General features: G+C 72.9%; 11 protein-coding genes. 5 read left to right on the forward strand and 6 right to left on the reverse strand.

Features of this window, described 5'->3' with window-relative positions; all coding sequences use genetic code 11:
- Window positions 1-51: 51 nt before the first annotated feature.
- Both ACIBEA_RS09235 and rpsA read right to left on the reverse strand, forming a co-directional pair.
- Complete coding sequence (locus ACIBEA_RS09235; protein ID WP_399259219.1) at window positions 52-990, reverse strand: PAC2 family protein; 939 nt, start codon at window positions 988-990, stop codon at window positions 52-54.
- Window positions 991-1,255: 265 nt separating this feature from the next.
- Window positions 1,256-2,779 (reverse strand): 30S ribosomal protein S1, encoded by a 1,524-nt coding sequence (gene rpsA / locus ACIBEA_RS09240; protein WP_399259220.1) that lies wholly within the window; start codon window positions 2,777-2,779, stop codon window positions 1,256-1,258.
- 350 nt (window positions 2,780-3,129) lie between these two features.
- Here rpsA and ACIBEA_RS09245 point away from each other — a divergent pair, with 350 nt between their 5' ends.
- Window positions 3,130-3,981: a class I SAM-dependent methyltransferase gene (locus tag ACIBEA_RS09245; protein ID WP_399259221.1), complete on the forward strand. Its 852-nt coding sequence runs from the start codon at window positions 3,130-3,132 to the stop codon at window positions 3,979-3,981.
- A 3-nt stretch (window positions 3,982-3,984) separates the two neighbouring features.
- Entirely contained in the window at window positions 3,985-6,699 is a 2,715-nt protein-coding gene (locus ACIBEA_RS09250) for an ATP-dependent RNA helicase (RefSeq protein WP_399259222.1), read from the forward strand.
- On the opposite strand, the gene ACIBEA_RS09255 is transcribed toward ACIBEA_RS09250, so the two are convergent.
- The 3 genes from ACIBEA_RS09255 to ACIBEA_RS09265 all read right to left on the reverse strand — a co-directional run bounded on the left by ACIBEA_RS09255 (window position 6,696) and on the right by ACIBEA_RS09265 (window position 9,190).
- Window positions 6,696-7,703 (reverse strand): DUF3068 domain-containing protein, encoded by a 1,008-nt coding sequence (locus ACIBEA_RS09255; RefSeq protein ID WP_399259223.1) that lies wholly within the window; start codon window positions 7,701-7,703, stop codon window positions 6,696-6,698. The two genes, ACIBEA_RS09250 and ACIBEA_RS09255, sit on opposite strands and share 4 nt — an antisense overlap.
- A gap of 14 nt (window positions 7,704-7,717) precedes the next feature.
- The gene (locus ACIBEA_RS09260; RefSeq protein WP_385777984.1) at window positions 7,718-7,858 is read right to left on the reverse strand and encodes an SPW_0924 family protein; all 141 of its coding nucleotides are present in this window, start codon (window positions 7,856-7,858) and stop codon (window positions 7,718-7,720) included.
- A 78-nt stretch (window positions 7,859-7,936) separates the two neighbouring features.
- Window positions 7,937-9,190, reverse strand: coding sequence for a lytic transglycosylase domain-containing protein (locus ACIBEA_RS09265; RefSeq protein ID WP_399259224.1), 1,254 nt, complete (start codon window positions 9,188-9,190; stop codon window positions 7,937-7,939).
- Between the two features lie 183 nt (window positions 9,191-9,373).
- On the opposite strand from ACIBEA_RS09265, the gene ACIBEA_RS09270 reads away from it, so the two are divergent.
- The gene (locus tag ACIBEA_RS09270) at window positions 9,374-10,309 is read left to right on the forward strand and encodes a DUF4184 family protein (protein ID WP_399259225.1); all 936 of its coding nucleotides are present in this window, start codon (window positions 9,374-9,376) and stop codon (window positions 10,307-10,309) included.
- A 39-nt stretch (window positions 10,310-10,348) separates the two neighbouring features.
- Here ACIBEA_RS09270 and polA read toward each other — a convergent pair whose 3' ends face one another.
- Window positions 10,349-13,069 (reverse strand): DNA polymerase I, encoded by a 2,721-nt coding sequence (gene polA / locus ACIBEA_RS09275; RefSeq protein WP_399259226.1) that lies wholly within the window; start codon window positions 13,067-13,069, stop codon window positions 10,349-10,351.
- A 258-nt stretch (window positions 13,070-13,327) separates the two neighbouring features.
- Between polA and ACIBEA_RS09280 the strand changes: the two genes are divergently transcribed.
- Together ACIBEA_RS09280 and ACIBEA_RS09285 are read left to right on the forward strand one after the other, a co-directional pair.
- Window positions 13,328-15,601: an FdhF/YdeP family oxidoreductase gene (locus ACIBEA_RS09280; RefSeq protein WP_399259227.1), complete on the forward strand. Its 2,274-nt coding sequence runs from the start codon at window positions 13,328-13,330 to the stop codon at window positions 15,599-15,601.
- Window positions 15,602-15,724: 123 nt separating this feature from the next.
- The gene (locus tag ACIBEA_RS09285; protein WP_399259228.1) at window positions 15,725-16,201 is read left to right on the forward strand and encodes a PaaI family thioesterase; all 477 of its coding nucleotides are present in this window, start codon (window positions 15,725-15,727) and stop codon (window positions 16,199-16,201) included.
- Window positions 16,202-16,236 lie beyond the last annotated feature (35 nt).

Genomic DNA, 16,236 nt, shown 5'->3' on the forward strand with positions numbered 1-16,236 from the left:
GCGGCGGCCTGGAGCCCCGAACGGGCCCTCCCCCTCGGCCCTCGCGCGCCCTCAGCCCTCGCCCTCGCGCTCCGCGAGGAAGCGCTCGAACTCGCGGCCGATCTCGTCCGCCGAGGGGATCTCGGCGGGCTCCGCGATCATGTTGCCCCGCGTCTCCGCTCCGGCCGCCGCGTCGAACTGGTGCTCAAGGCCCTGCACCAGGGCGACCAGCTCCTCGTCGCCCTCCCGGATCTGCCGGTCGATCTCCGTCTGGGTGCGGTGCGCCTCGGTGCGCAGCGCGTGCGCCACGCTCGGCAGCACCAGGCCGGTCGCGCCCGTGATCGCCTCCAGGGCGGTCAGCGCCGCGTCCGGGTACGAGGAGCGGGCGACGTAGTGCGGTACGTGCGCGGCGACGCCCAGAACGTCGTGTCCGGCCTGGGCCAGCCGGAACTCCACCAGGGACTCCGCGCTGCCGGGCACCTGCGCCTCGTCGAAGGGGCTGCGGTGTCCGGGCATCAGGTCCGTGCGGTTGCCGTGCGGGGTGATGCCGACGGGGCGGGTGTGCGGGACGCCCATCGGGATGCCGTGGAAGTTCACCGAGAGCCGGACGCCGAGGCGCTCCACGATCTGCTCGACGGCCGCGGCGAAGCGCTCCCACTCCACGTCCGGCTCGGGGCCGGACAGCAGCAGGAAGGGCGCGCCGGTGGCGTCCTGGACCAGCCGGACCTCCAGGGCGGGGGCATCGAAGTCGCTCCAGTGGTCCCGCTGGAAGGTCAGGAGCGGGCGCCGGGCCCGGTAGTCCACGAGCCGGTCCGCGTCGAAGCGGGCCACCACCTGGTGGGGCAGGGCGTCGAGCAGCCGCTCGACGATCTGCTCGCCGGTCTCACCCGCGTCGATGTACCCCTCGAAGTGGTAGAGCATGACCAGCCCGGCGGACTCCTGGGCGAGCGCCAGGTCCACCACGGCCAGACCCTTCGCATCCCACTCGTACAGGCCTTGCGGATCAAGCACCGTCACCACTCCCCTTCGTCTCGTTCTCTGCCAAGAACGTTCAAGGAGGCGCTGCCATTCCCCAGTTGGCGGCCCATCGGGGGGAAACCGCCACCGTTCATCGGGGGGACACACCACGGGACCGTCGAGGGACACGCCACGGGATCGTCGTGGGGCGCACGACGGAACCCGCACATGCGACGAGGCCCGCCCCCCGAAGGGGACGGGCCTCGTCGTTCTCAGCTCAGCTCAGCCGCGCGCCGGAGCGCGCCGCCGTGCGCTGCGATCAGCTCTGGCCGCCGGCCAGCTTCTCGCGCAGCGCGGCCAGGGCCTCGTCCGACGCCAGGGCGCCGGAGGTCTCGTCCGCACCCTCGGAGGAGTACGAACCGCCACCGGAGAGGCTCGCGCCGCCACCGGTGTTGCCACTGGCGGCCGGAGCGGCAGCGCCCTCGGCAGCAGCGGCCTCGTCGGCCTCGCGGCTCTTGATGACCTGCGCCTGGTGCTGCTCGAAGCGAACCTGCGCCTCGGCGTACTGGCGCTCCCACGTCTCGCGCTGGGAGTCGAAGCCCTCGAGCCAGTCGTTGGTCTCGGGGTCGAAGCCCTCGGGGTAGATGTAGTTGCCCTGGTCGTCGTACGAGGCAGCCATGCCGTACAGCGTCGGGTCGAACTCGACCGAGGCCGGGTCGGCACCGAAGGACTCGTTGGCCTGCTTCAGCGACAGCGAGATCCGGCGACGCTCAAGGTCGATGTCGATGACCTTGACGAAGATCTCGTCGTTGACCTGGACGACCTGCTCCGGGATCTCCACGTGGCGCTCGGCCAGCTCGGAGATGTGGACCAGACCCTCGATGCCCTCGTCCACGCGGACGAACGCACCGAACGGAACCAGCTTGGTGACCTTACCCGGGACGACCTGGCCGATCTGGTGCGTCCGGGCGAACTGCTGCCACGGGTCTTCCTGCGTCGCCTTGAGCGACAGGGAGACGCGCTCGCGGTCCATGTCGACGTCGAGGACCTCGACGGTGACTTCCTGGCCGACCTCGACAACCTCGGACGGGTGGTCGATGTGCTTCCAGGAGAGCTCGGAGACGTGGACGAGACCGTCGACGCCACCCAGGTCCACGAAGGCACCGAAGTTGACGATCGAGGAAACGACGCCGGAGCGGACCTGACCCTTCTGCAGGGTGGTGAGGAACGTCTGGCGAACCTCGGACTGGGTCTGCTCGAGCCACGCGCGGCGGGACAGGACCACGTTGTTGCGGTTCTTGTCCAGCTCGATGATCTTCGCCTCGAGCTCCTTGCCCACGTAGGGCTGGAGGTCGCGGACGCGACGCATCTCGACGAGAGAGGCCGGCAGGAAGCCACGGAGGCCGATGTCGAGGATGAGACCACCCTTGACGACCTCGATGACGGTACCGGTGACGATGCCGTCTTCTTCCTTGATCTTCTCGATCGTGCCCCAGGCGCGCTCGTACTGAGCGCGCTTCTTGGACAGGATCAGACGGCCTTCCTTGTCCTCCTTCTGGAGAACCAGGGCCTCGATCTCGTCGCCGACCTTGACGACGTCGTTCGGGTCGACGTCGTGCTTGATCGAGAGCTCGCGGCTGGGGATCACGCCTTCCGTCTTGTAACCGATGTCGAGGAGAACCTCGTCCCGGTCCACCTTGACGATGACGCCGTCGACAATGTCGCCGTCGTTGAAGTACTTGATCGTCTCGTCGATCGCCGCGAGGAACGCTTCCGCGTCGCCGATGTCGTTGACCGCTACCTGCGGAGGAGTGGTGGCGGTGGTCTCGGTGCTGCTCGTCATGTGGGAAAGGGCTCCGGTTACGGACAGAAAGTCGTAGGTACTGCTACGCCGGGAGCCCTTATCGCCATCTGCCTATGACCGGACAGCCAAGGAGGTCTCCGGAACGCTCCGAGGAGCGAAGAGGAGCCTCGAAAACCGAGGGGACTACAACAGAAGCGAGCGCAGCCTGCTAGGTCTGAGGAGCGCAGGCTCGCAGCGCAACTTGTAGCATACGGGGGCAGCCGGACAGGGTCAATGCGCGAAGGCGGACACCCGGGGCAGAACGCCACATGACCGGCACAATTCGTAGGCGGGGAACCCGTGATGACCGGCTCCCTACCTCTTTTTCGAAGACTACGACGACGGGCCCCATGAACCAAGAGGACTACGACACCGAAGAAGCGTACGAAGCGGGAACGTCCGCCGGGGACGACGACGCCGAGGCCACGCGCCGTACCGCCGGGGAGGCGGAGAGCAGCCGGGCCAGTCGCAGCTGGTGGGACCGCAACGCCGACGAGTACCAGAGCGACCACGGCGCCTTCCTCGGGGACGACCGCTTCGTCTGGGGTCCCGAGGGCCTGGACGAGGCCGAGGCCGGCCTGCTCGGCCCCGCCTCGTCCCTGAAGGGGCTCGACGTCCTGGAGATCGGCGCGGGCGCCGCCCAGTGCTCGCGCTGGCTGGCCGCCCAGGGCGCGCGTCCGGTGGCCCTCGACCTCTCGCACCGCCAGCTCCAGCACGCCCTGCGGATCGGCGATGACGTCCCGCTGGTCGAGGCCGACGCCGGGAAGCTGCCCTTCCGCGACGGCTCCTTCGACCTCGCCTGCTCCGCCTACGGCGCGGTCCCCTTCGTGGCCGACCCGGTGAACGTGATGCGCGAGGTGCACCGCGTGCTGCGCCCCGGCGGCCGGTGGGTCTTCTCCGTCACCCACCCCGTCCGGTGGGCCTTCCCCGACGAGCCCGGGCCCGAGGGCCTCTCCGTCGCCGCCTCCTATTTCGACCGGACCCCGTACGTCGAGCAGGACGAGCAGGGCCGCGCCGTGTACGTGGAGCACCACCGCACCCTCGGCGACCGCGTCCGGGACGTGGTCGCGGGCGGTTTCCGCCTCGTCGACCTCGTCGAGCCCGAGTGGCCCGCCTGGAACGGCCAGGAATGGGGCGGCTGGTCCCCGCTGCGCGGGAACCTGATCCCGGGCACCGCGATCTTCGTCTGCGAGCGCGGCTGACCCATGGCGTCCGTCCCCCGTACCTCCGCCCTGGAATCCCTCCCGGTCGGCGCGGCCGTGCCCGCGCTGGTCGCGGCGCTCGACGCGCACGGCACGGCGGTGCTGTGCGCGCCGCCCGGGACCGGCAAGACCACGCTGGTCCCGCTGGTCCTGGCCGGCCTGGTGGGCGCCGGCCCCGCGCGCAAGGTGATCGTCGCCGAGCCCCGACGGATCGCCGCCCGGGCGGCGGCGCGCCGGATGGCCTGGCTGCTGGGCGAGCGCGTCGGGGACTCGGTCGGCTTCACGGTGCGCGGCGAGCGGGTCGTGGGCCCGGGCACCCGGGTCGAGGTGGTGACCACCGGGGTGCTGCTCCAGCGCCTCCAGCGGGACCAGGAGCTGGCCGGGACGGACGTGGTGGTCCTGGACGAGTGCCACGAGCGGCACCTGGACGCCGATACCGTCGCGGCCTTCCTCCTCGACGTACGGGCGACCCTGCGCCCGGAGCTGCGGCTGCTCGCGGCCTCCGCGACCACCGACGCGGCCGGGTGGGCCCGGCTGCTGGGGGACGCGCCGGTGGTGGAGGCCGCCGGGGTCGCGCACCCGGTCGAGGTGGTGTGGGCCCCGCCGGTACGTCCGGTGCGCCCGCCGCACGGCATGCGCGTCGACCCCGCCCTGCTGACCCACGTCGCGGCGGTGGTGCGGCGGGCGCTGGCCGAGCGGGCGGGGGACGTGCTGTGCTTCCTGCCCGGGGTCGGCGAGATCTCCCGGGTCGCGGGGCAGCTGGGTGCGGTGGACGCCGAGGTGCTCCAGGTGCACGGACGGGCTCCGGCCGCGGTCCAGGACGCCGTGCTCGCGGGCGGGGACGGGCGGCGCCGGGTGATCCTGGCGACGGCGGTGGCGGAGTCCAGCCTGACCGTGCCGGGGGTGCGGACCGTGGTGGACGCGGGGCTCGCCCGCGAGCCGCGGGTGGACCACGCGCGGGGCCTGGGCACGCTGGCGACCGTACGGGCGTCCCGCGCGTCGGCGCGCCAGCGGGCGGGCCGGGCCGGGCGCGAGGCGCCGGGGGCGGTGTACCGCTGCTGGGCCGAGGCGGAGGACGGGCGGCTCCCCGCCTTCCCCTCCCCCGAGATCCGGATCGCCGATCTGGCCCAGTTCGCGCTCCAGGCCGCCTGCTGGGGTGATCCGGACGCGTCCGGGCTGGCGCTGCTGGACCCGCCGCCGGCCGGTGCGATGGCGGCGGCCCGGGAGGTACTGGCGGCCGTGGACGCGGTGGACCGGGCCGGGCGGGTGGGTCCGCGGGGCCACGCGATGGCCCGCCTCGGCCTGCACCCGCGGCTGGCCCGAGCCCTGCTGGACGGCGCGGCCGAGGTCGGCGTGCGTCGGGCGGCGGAGGTGGTGGCCCTGCTGAGCGAGGAGCCGCCGCGTGAGTACGGCGACGACCTGGCCGCCGCATGGCGTCGGGCCCGCCGGGGCGGCGACGCCTACGCCCCCCGCTGGCGCACCGAATCCCACCGCCTGACCCGAGCCCTCCCTCCGGGGGCGCCTCAAACGCCGGCGAGGCCGGATCCGGCCGGGCCCACGCCCACGAACGAGCCGACCACGACGGCACAGGCGTCACCCCATCCAGCCCCGCCGGCGTTTGAGGCGCCCCCGGAGGGAAGGACGGCGCGAGCAGCGCACCCGACCCCGCAGGCGATCGAGGCGCCGCCCGAGGGGACGACTCGCGCGCATCCGGTCGGCGAGGGCGGAGGCCTCGGGGACGATGCCGTCGCCGGACTGATCGTCGCGCTCGCCTTCCCGGAGCGCGTCGCCCAGCGCAAGGCCGAGGGCTCCTACCTCATGGCCAACGGCACCGGCGCCGACCTGAACGACGGCTCCCCCCTGCGCAACGCCCCCTGGTTGGCCGTGGCCGTCGCCGACCGCACGCCCCACTCCCCCTCCGCCAGGATCCGCCTCGCCGCCCTCCTGGACGAGGACACCGCCCGGTCGGCCGCGGCCCATCTGCTGTCCGCCGACGCCGAGGAGGTCCGCTGGGAGAACGGCGACGTCAGCGCCCGCCGCGTGCACCGCCTCGGCGCGATCGAGCTGACCGTGCGCCCGCTGCGTGACCCCGCCCCGGGCCGGGTCCGGGCCGCCCTGCTGGACGGGCTCCGCACCGACGGCCTCGGCCTGCTGCGCTGGTCCGCCGACGCCCGGACCCTGCGGGCCCGCCTCGCGTTCCTGCACCGCACCCTCGGCGCCCCCTGGCCGGACGTCGCGCGCGACGACGTGCTCCTGGCCCGGGCGGACGACTGGCTGGAGCCCGAGCTCTCGCGCGCCCGGCGCCGCACCGACCTCGGTCGGATCGAGGCGGGCCAGGCGCTGAACCGGCTGCTGCCCTGGGCCACCGGGCAGGCCGCCCGCCTGGACGAACTGGCCCCGGAGCGGATCGAGGTCCCCAGCGGTTCCCGGATCCGGGTGGACTACGGCGACGGCCAGCCCGTCCTGGCGGTCAAGCTCCAGGAACTGTTCGGGCTGGCGCGCACGCCCCTGGTCGCGGGGGTCCCCGTACTCGTCCACCTGCTGTCGCCCGCCGGACGCCCGGCGGCGGTCACCGCCGACCTGGCGTCCTTCTGGCAGGACGGCTACCGCGCCGTGCGCGCCGAACTGCGCGGCCGCTACCCGCGCCACCCCTGGCCCGAGGACCCGGCATCCGCCGAACCCACCCGCCACACCAACAACAGGCTGCGGCGCTCCTAAACGGCCGCCTGAACGGGCGCCGGCGTCGGCTCGGGGTCGTCGTCCGTCCCGCGCCGCCGGCGCCCGCGCGCCTCCAGCCATAGCGCGAGCCCGCACAGGCCGAGGCCCACGATCAGCAGCCCCGCCGGCCCGTAGGTGTGCAGCGCGAGGACCTTGGTGCGGTTCGCCTTGACCAGGTCGACGGTGTAGTCGAGGTAGTCGGGCCGGATCTTCACGTCTCCGGCGAAGGCGGTGAGCTTGCCGTCGGGCCGCGCGGCCGCGATCCCGCCGCGCATCTCCTGCTGGATGCTCTGCTCGGCGTTGACGGGCGCCCCGGTCACCGGGTCGACCCAGAACTTCATGGTGGCCGAGTACCAGAGCGACGTCCCGGTCTGCTCCTCGATCTTCGTCGGGTCGATGCCGGGGATCGGCATCTTCTTCGGCATGGGGACCTTGGTCCAGGGGACCGTCATCTCGAAGTAGTAGACGTCCAGGCCACGGAAGCCGCGCGGGCCGACGTAGTGGATCGGCGAGGAGGTGCGCGTCTGCGCGTCGAAGTACAGGTAGTCGCGCGGCTCGGTGAAGAACGGCCACTTGAACTCGATGCCCTCGCGCTTGACCGGATCCCCGTCGACCATCTCGCCGGTGGCGTGCACCGGGTCCTGGGTGTGCGCGTCGAAGATGTAGCGCTCGGGGATCTGGGAGACCATCTTGCCGTCGGGCCCCGCGATGTAGGTCAGGGTGTCCCAGACGACCACGTCCTTGCCCGCGCTCGCCTCGATCTCCTTGGACGCCTCGACGTCGCCCTTGAGGGTCTGGATGATCGTGACCTTGTCGACCTTCTTGGGCTCCATGCCGTTGTTGTAGTCGAGCAGCGTCGCGTTCTTCGCCTCCAGGACCATCTCCTGGTACTGGCTCGGCGGGATCTTGGCGAGGCGGGGGTACGCGTACCAGCGCAGCAGGGGTGCGAGGGCGGTGCAGAACACGGCTAGGGCAAGCAGGACGAGGCTCGCTCTGCGTCGCATGGCCGGGCCTCCTCTTACTTTCCGGGGGCGGAGGGGATCGTGGTGAGCAGGGGCTTGGGCGAGGTCGTGCCGTCCGGGACCCCGATCGCCGTGATGGTGAGGACGAGGGCCAGCGCGGCGGCCAGCCCGATGGCGGCGGCGACGAGTGCGCGCATGCCGGGGCCTCCGAGATCTGATGTGCCGTCAGGTCTGGCGCACCGTAGCAACGCGCGGGCGAGATGAGAACCGTCTGGCTACGGGCTTTCCGTGCCCGCCGCCGGCCCGCTCGGGGACCCGCTCGGGGAGGCCTTGGGCGAAGCCTTGGGCGAGGTCGTGGGCGAAGCCTTGGGCGACGGGCTCGCGGCGGGCGCGGAGGGCGTCGCGGACGCGCTCGGGCTCGGCTTCGGGCTCGGCTTCGGGCTGGCGGAGGTGCTGGGCGACGGCGTCGGCGTGGGGGTCGGCGACGGCGTCGGCGTGGGGGTGGGGGTCGGCTTCGGGCTCGGAGTCGGAGTCGGGCTGGGCTTCGGGGTCGGCGTCGGCGTCGGCTTCGTGGACGGCTGCGTCACCGGGCCCGTACCCGTACCCGTACCCGTGCCCGAACCCGTGCCGGCGCCCCCGCTCCCGTCCGGTACCTCGTGCGCGCCCTTCAGGTAGTACGCGTACCAGGACCGCACCGTCGTCAGGTACTCCGTCGAGTAGTTGTAGGAGAGGACCGCCCGGTCCAGGTCCGCGCCCACCCGCAGGTCCCGCGTGCCGGCGCAGAGGTAGCGGCCGGCGGCGAGGGCCGCGTCGTGCACGTTGTTCGGGTCCCGCCGTCCGTCGCCGTTCGCGTCCTGGCCCCAGGACGCCCAGGTGGAGGGGATGAACTGCATCGGCCCCACCGCGCGGTCGTGGGCGGCGTCGCCGTCGTACGCCCCGCCGTCCGTGTCCGGGATGTTCGCGAAGCCGTTGCCGTCGAGCACGGGCCCCAGGATGGGCCGCAGCGTCGTCCCCGCGGAGTCCACCTGCCCGCCGCGCGCCTGCCCGGACTCGACCTTGCCTATCGCCGCGAGCAGTTGCCAGCGCAGCCCGCACCCCGGATCGCTCGCCGCGATCTTCTGCTCCGCGCCCCGGTACGCCGCCAGCACGCTCGCCGGTATCCCCTGCGCGCCTTCCGCCGGGCCCGTGGCGACCGCTTCCCCCGCGGCCGGGGCCGCCGGGGTGGGGGCGGGCCCGGGGGTGTCCGCCGCCGGCACCACGGCGGGCGGCTCGGGGCTGGCCAAGGGCGGGAGTTCGGTGAAGTAGGCGGAGTCGCCGCCGGCCTCGTTGCCCGGAGCCGGGGCGGCGGCGGGCCGTTCGGAGCGCGCGCCGCCCCCGGCATCCGCGAGCACGAGCGCGCCCGGCGCCTGCGAACCGGTCACGGCCCCCGCCACCAGGGCCGACACCACGACCGCCAGACCGCCCCTGAGCCACCCGTGGCCGAAACGAACCGTGGACCGGGCTGAACGCACCTTCGACCGAACCGGCATGGGCCGACCCCTCCCCCTCGACGTCCGCGAGACGGTACGTCAACTCGCTTCACACTGCATCAACCCGGCTACGGAATTCACCACTTCCGCACGTCTTGCGCAGGTCACGCATACTGTCCCGACCGTTCGGGGCGCATTGCACCGAAGTAAGCGAGCACCCACCGACGACCAACGAGAGGCGTCATGCCGTTCACACTCAGCCACGCGGCCGCCGTCCTTCCGGCGCTCCGCCGGACCGGCCGCGCGCGGGGGCCACTGGTCGCCTCCGCCCTGGTACTGGGCTCGTTCGCGCCCGACACCTTCTACTTCGCGGACGCCGTCGTCCAAGGGGTGATGGTCCACGGCGACTTCGCGCATTCGGCGGCGGGCGTCCTCACCCTCGACGCCGCCCTGACCGCGGCCCTCGTCGGCTGCTGGCTGCTGCTGCGCGAGCCCCTGGTCGCGCTGCTCCCCCGGCGGACCCGCGGCCGGGTGCACGCGCTGGTCCGCGGTGAGGACTGGCGCGGGGGCCGACTGCCGGTGCTGGCCCTGCGGTTCTACCTCTCCGCGGTGCTCGGCTCGCTCACGCACGTCATGTGGGACAGCTTCACGCACATGGACCGCTGGGGCATGCGGATGCTGCCCGACCTCGGTCGCCCGCTGGCCTTCGGGCTGCCCCTCTACACCTGGCTGCAGTACGGCAGTTCGGCGCTGGCCGCCGTCACGCTCACCTGGTTCGTGGTGAGCGCGCTGCGCCGGCTGCCGCGGTCCGCCGTGCCCGAGTGCGTACCGGTCCTGGGGCGGGTGGACCGCTGGGCGGCCGTCGCGCTCGCCGTGGTCTGCGTGGGCGTCGTGGTGTGGCTGCGGGTCGCCCGCTTCTTCACGTACTTCGACCGGATCCGCAGCCCGCTCGACATCATCCCGACCGTCTGCTTCGGCGCCGGCGGCGGGCTCGCCGTGGCGCTCCTGCTGTACGGGGTCCTGGTGCGCCTGCGCCACCGCGGCGGCCGGAACCGCGAGCGCGACCGGGACCGCGACGGCGGCCCGGACCTCGACGGGCCGGACCTCGATGGGCCGGACCTCGACGGCCGGGGAGCCCGGGACACCGGGGAAACGCGGACGCCCGTCCCCAGCCGGTAGCGGGGACGGGCGTCCGTACGGCCCTGGCGGTCGCCGGCGTCAGTGCGCGGCGGACTCCCAGTCCCCGCCCACGCCCACGGACACGTCCAGCGGGGCCCGCAGGTCGACGGCGGCGGCCATCTCGCGGCGCACCAGCTCCTCGACGGCCGTGCGCTCGCCGGGGGCGATCTCCAGCACGATTTCGTCGTGCACCTGGAGCAGCATCCGCGAGGTGAGGCCGGCCTCGGTGAGCGCCCGGTCCACGCGCAGCATCGCGACCTTGACGATGTCGGCGGCGGTGCCCTGGATCGGGGCGTTCAGCGCCATCCGCTCGGCGGCCTCGCGGCGCTGGCGGTTGTCGCTGTTGAGGTCGGGGAGGTAGCGGCGGCGGCCCAGGACCGTCTCCGTGTACCCGGTGGCACGGGCCTCCTCGACCACGCGCTGGAGGTAGTCCCGCACCCCGCCGAACCGCTCGAAGAAGGTTTCCATCAGGCCGCGCGCCTCGGCGGGCTCGATGTTCAGCTGCTGGGCGAGGCCGAAGGCGGAGAGCCCGTAGGCCAGGCCGTAGGACATCGCCTTGATCTTGCGGCGCATCTCGGCGTCGACGGCGGACCGCTCCACGCCGAAGACCTGCGAGGCCACGGTGGTGTGCAGGTCCTCGCCGGTCGCGAAGGCCTCGATCAGGCCCTCGTCCTCGGAGAGGTGCGCCATGACGCGCAGCTCGATCTGGCTGTAGTCGGCCGTCATCAGCGATTCGAAGCCCTCGCCGACGACGAAGCCGCGCCGGATGGCCCGGCCCTCGTCGGTGCGCACCGGCACGTTCTGCAGGTTCGGGTCGGTGGAGGACAGGCGGCCGGTCGCCGCGACGGTCTGGCTGAAGCTGGTGTGCACCCGGCCGTCGGCGGCGATGCACTTGACCAGGCCCTCGACGGTGACCCGCAGCTTGGCCTGCTCGCGGTGGCGCAGCATGATCACGGGCAGTTCGTGCTCGGTCTGGGTGGCCAGCCAGGCCAGCGCGTCCGCGTCGGTGGTGTAGCCGGTCTTGGTCTTCTTCGTCTTGGGCAGGTCCAGCTCGCCGAAGAACACTTCCTGGAGCTGCTTGGGCGAGCCGAGGTTGAACTCGTGGCCCACCGCGGCGTGCGCTTCCTTGACGGCCTGTTGCACCGCGCCGGCGAACTGCTGCTCCATCGCTTCGAGGTGCTCGTGGTCGGCGGCGATGCCGTACCGCTCCATCCGGGCGAGCAGCTCGGAGGTGGGCAGCTCCATGTCGTGGAGCAGCTCGGTGGCGCCGACCTCGGCGAGTCGGCCCGTGAAGGCCCCGCCCAGGTCGAGGACCGCGCGGGCCTGTGCCATCAGCGCTTCGGCCTCGGCGGTGTCGTCGGCGCCGAAGGCGAGCTGGCCGTCGGCCGCGGCGGGGGCCAGCTCCCGGTGCAGGTACTCCTGGGACAGCACGTCCAGGTCGAAGGACCGGCGGCCCGGCTTGACCAGGTAGGCGGCGAGGGCGGTGTCCATGGCGACGCCCGCCAGGCTCCAGCCGTGCTCGGGGAAGACCCGCATGAGGGCCTTGGCGTTGTGCACCACCTTGGGGCGGGCCGCGTCCGAGGCCCAGCTGACGAAGGCGCGCTCGTCGGCCTCGTCCAGCGCGGACGGCTCGAACCAGGCCGCGGCGCCGTCGGCGGCGGCCAGCGCCACCTCGGTGATCCGGCCCGCGCCCAGCGCCCAGCTGTCGACGGTCGCGACGCCCAGCGCGGCTCCCGCGCGGCCCTCCAGCCAGGGGGCCAGCTCGCCCGCGCCCAGCACCGAGGCGTCGAGCTCGACTCCGGCCGCCGGGGCGGGTGCCTCTTCTTCGGCCGCGCCCGGGTCGACCGCGAGCAGCCGCTCGCGCAGCGAGGCGTTGCGGATCTCCAGCACGTCCAGCACGCCGGTCATGGCGGTGCGGTCGTACGGGGCGCGCGCCAGGTCGGCGGGGGTCTTGGGGAGCTCGACGTCGCGCACCATCTCGGTGAGGACCCGGTTCAGCTTGACCGCGTCCAGGTGGTCGCGGAAGTTCTGCCCGGCCTTGCCCTTGACCTCGTCGGCGCGCTCGACCAGCTCGGCGAAGGAACCGAACTGGTTGATCCACTTGGCGGCGGTCTTCTCGCCGACGCCCGGGATGCCGGGCAGGTTGTCGGACGGGTCGCCGCGCAGCGCCGCGAAGTCGGGGTACTGCTGCGGGGTGAGGCCGTACTTCTCCTCCACCTTCTCGGGCGTGAAGCGGGTCAGCTCCGAGACGCCCTTGGTGGGGTAGAGGACGGTGGTGCGCTCGGAGACCAGCTGGAAGGAGTCCCGGTCTCCGGTGACGATCAGCACGTCGAAGCCGAGGGCCTCGGCCTGGGTCGCGAGGGTGGCGATCACGTCGTCGGCCTCGAAGCCGTCGACCGCGAAGCGCGGCACGCTCATCGTGTCGAGCAGCTCGCCGATCAGCTCGACCTGCCCCTTGAACTCGTCGGGGGTCTTGGAGCGGTTCGCCTTGTACTCGGGGAACTCCGTCGAGCGCCAGGTCTTGCGCGAGACGTCGAAGGCCACGGCGAAGTGCGTGGGCGCCTCGTCGCGCAGCGTGTTCGCCAGCATCGACGCGAAGCCGTAGACGGCGTTCGTCGGCTGGCCGCCGGCGGTCGTGAAGTTCTCCGCGGGCAGCGCGAAGAACGCCCGGTAGGCCAGGGAGTGCCCGTCCATGAGCATCAGGCGGGGGCGGTCCGCTACGGGCGGCTGGTCGGTCTTCTTCGCTGCTGAATCTGCCACGCCCCGATCCTAGGCGGCTCCGCTGACAATTCCGGCGCCGCCCGTCACCCGGGCAGCGGACCCGGGGCCGGGCGCGCCCCCGCGCGAGGCGCGTCCGCCGCCCCGCTCGGCGCACGCGTCCCCCCTGCCGCCCCCGGCGCACCTGCGCCCGGCTTCGCGCACCCCGGACCGCCCTCCCGGTGTCCGCGCGACCGTGAAAGGATCGAAATCTGCGGCAACACGTGCTGCACTCGTACACGCGCTCGAAGTGGAGCCGACATGGCGACCAAGCCGCCCTCAGGTGATCCCGTCCAGGACGCGCCGCAGGTCGCGCCCCCGAAGCACGCCGCGGCCGGCCTGCCCGCCATCGGGCACACCCTGCGGATCGCCCAGCAGCAGATGGGCGTCGCGCGCACCGCGCGGACCCTGCTCAAGGTCAACCAGAAGGGCGGCTTCGACTGCCCCGGCTGCGCCTGGCCCGAGGGCGACAAGCGGCACACCGCCGAGTTCTGCGAGAACGGCGCCAAGGCCGTGGCCGAGGAGGCCACCCTGCGCCGGGTCACCCCGGAGTTCTTCGCCGCCCACCCGCTGGCCGACCTGGCGCAGCGCAGCGGCTACTGGCTCGGCCAGCAGGGGCGGATCACGCAGCCGATGCTGCTCCCCGAGGGCGGCGACCGGTACGAGCCGGTCGGCTGGGAGCGGGCCTTCGAGATCATCGCGCAGGAGCTGACCGCGCTCGACTCCCCCGACGAGGCGCTCTTCTACACCTCGGGCCGCACCAGCAACGAAGCGGCGTTCCTCTTCCAGCTCTTCGCGCGCGAGTTCGGCACGAACAACCTGCCGGACTGTTCCAACATGTGCCACGAGTCCTCGGGCTCCGCGCTGACGGAGACGATCGGCATCGGCAAGGGCAGCGTCTCGCTCGAAGACCTGCACCGGGCCGACCTGATCATCGTCGCCGGACAGAACCCGGGCACGAACCACCCGCGCATGCTGTCCGCGCTGGAGAAGGCCAAGTCCGCCGGGGCGAAGATCATCTCGGTGAACCCGCTGCCCGAGGCCGGGATGGAGCGGTTCAAGAACCCGCAGAACCCGGTCGGCATGCTCAAGGGCACCGCCCTCAACGACCTCTTCCTGCAGATCCGCATCGGCGGCGACCAGGCCCTCTTCCGGCTGCTCAACAAGCTGGTCCTGGAGACGGAGGGCGCCACCGACGAGGCGTTCATCCGGGAGCACACCCACGGGTACGAGGACTTCGCCGCGGCCGCGAAGGACACCGACTGGGCGGACACCCTCACCGCGACCGGCCTGACCCGCCCCGAGATCGAGCGCGCCCTGGCCATGATCCTGGCCTCGGAGCGGACCATCGTCTGCTGGGCCATGGGCCTCACCCAGCACAAGCACTCCGTCGCCACCATCCGCGAGGTCGTCAACCTCCTCCTGCTGCGCGGCAACATCGGCCGCCCCGGCGCCGGGGTCTGCCCCGTGCGCGGCCACTCGAACGTGCAGGGCGACCGCACCATGGGGATCTTCGAGCGCCCCGCGCCCGCCTTCCTCGACGCCCTCGACGCGGAATTCGGCATCACCTCGCCGCGCTCGCACGGCTACGACGTGGTCCGCTCCATCCAGGCGCTGCGCGACGGCAAGGCCAAGGTCCTCTTCGCCATGGGCGGGAACTTCGTCGGTGCCACGCCCGACACCGCGGTCACCGAGGCCGCGATCCGCCGCGCCGCCCTCACCGTCCACGTGTCGACCAAGCTCAACCGCTCGCACGCGGTCACCGGGCGGCGGGCCCTGATCCTGCCCACCCTGGGACGTACGGACAAGGACGTCCAGGCGGGCGGCAAGCAGTTCGTGACCGTCGAGGACTCGATGGGCATGGTCCACGCCTCGCGCGGCAACCTCGCGCCCGCCGGCCCCCAGCTGCTCTCCGAGCCCGCCATCGTCGCCCGGCTCGCCCGCGCGGTCCTCGGCGCCGCCTCCCGCACCCCGTGGGAGGAGTTCGAGAAGGACTACGCCACCATCCGCGACCGCATCGCGCGCGTGGTCCCCGGCTTCGCGGACTTCAACGCCCGCGTCGCGGCTCCCGGCGGCTTCCAGTTGCCGCACGCCCCCCGCGACGAGCGGCGCTTCCCCACGAAGACGGGCAAGGCGAACTTCACCGCGGCCCCGGTGGAGTACCCCCGGGTCCCCGCGGGTCGGCTGCTGCTCCAGACCCTGCGCAGCCACGACCAGTACAACACCACGATCTACGGCCTCGACGACCGCTACCGCGGCATCACCGGCGGCCGTCGCGTGGTCATGGTCAACCCCGAGGACGCCGCCGAGCTCGGGCTCGCCGACGGCGCGTACACGGACATCGTGGGCGAGTGGCGCGACGGGGTGGAGCGGCGCGCGCCCGGCTTCCGGGTGGTGCACTACCCGACGGCGCGCGGCTGCGCCGCCGCGTACTACCCGGAGACCAACGTGCTGGTCCCCCTCGACTCGACCGCGGACACCAGCAACACCCCGGCCAGCAAGTCCGTCGTCGTGCGCTTCGAACCGGCGCGGTGACCGGTCCGGCGAACGGGTCCGGCGAACAGGTCCCGTGAACCGGCCCGGAGGGCGCTCGGGGGACCTGATAGAACGGCCCTTCGGACAAGACGGTTAACGAACGTTGACGAACGGAGCAGGCCCATGGGCGAGCAGCACGCCGTGAAGTTCCCGCAGGAGGTCCTGGACGAGTACGCGGCGCTGGGCATCGACCTGCCCTCGCTGTTCTCCGCCGGGCACCTCGGCGAGCGCATGGACATCCGCGTCCTGGAGGCCTCCGCCGACAAGGTCGTGGGCACCATGCCCGTCGAGGGCAACACCCAGCCGTACGGGCTGCTGCACGGCGGCGCCTCCGCGGTGCTCGCCGAGACCCTCGGGTCCGTCGGCGCGATGATGCACGGCGGCATCAACAAGGTCGCGGTCGGCGTGGACCTCAACTGCACCCACCACCGCGGCGCCCGGTCCGGCCTGGTCACCGGCACCGCGACCCCGGTCCACAAGGGGCGTACCACCACCACCTTCGAGATCGTCATCACCGACGACCAGGACCGCCGGATCTGCACGGCCCGCCTCACCTGCCTGCTGCGCGACGTCGAGGCGCAACAGCCCCGTAACGACTGACCAGTTGCCCTCACCGCGACGCCGGTCTAGCGTTC

It is taken from the genome of Streptomyces sp. NPDC051555, assembly GCF_044454405.1.
In the GTDB taxonomy this organism is placed as follows: domain Bacteria; phylum Actinomycetota; class Actinomycetes; order Streptomycetales; family Streptomycetaceae; genus Streptomyces.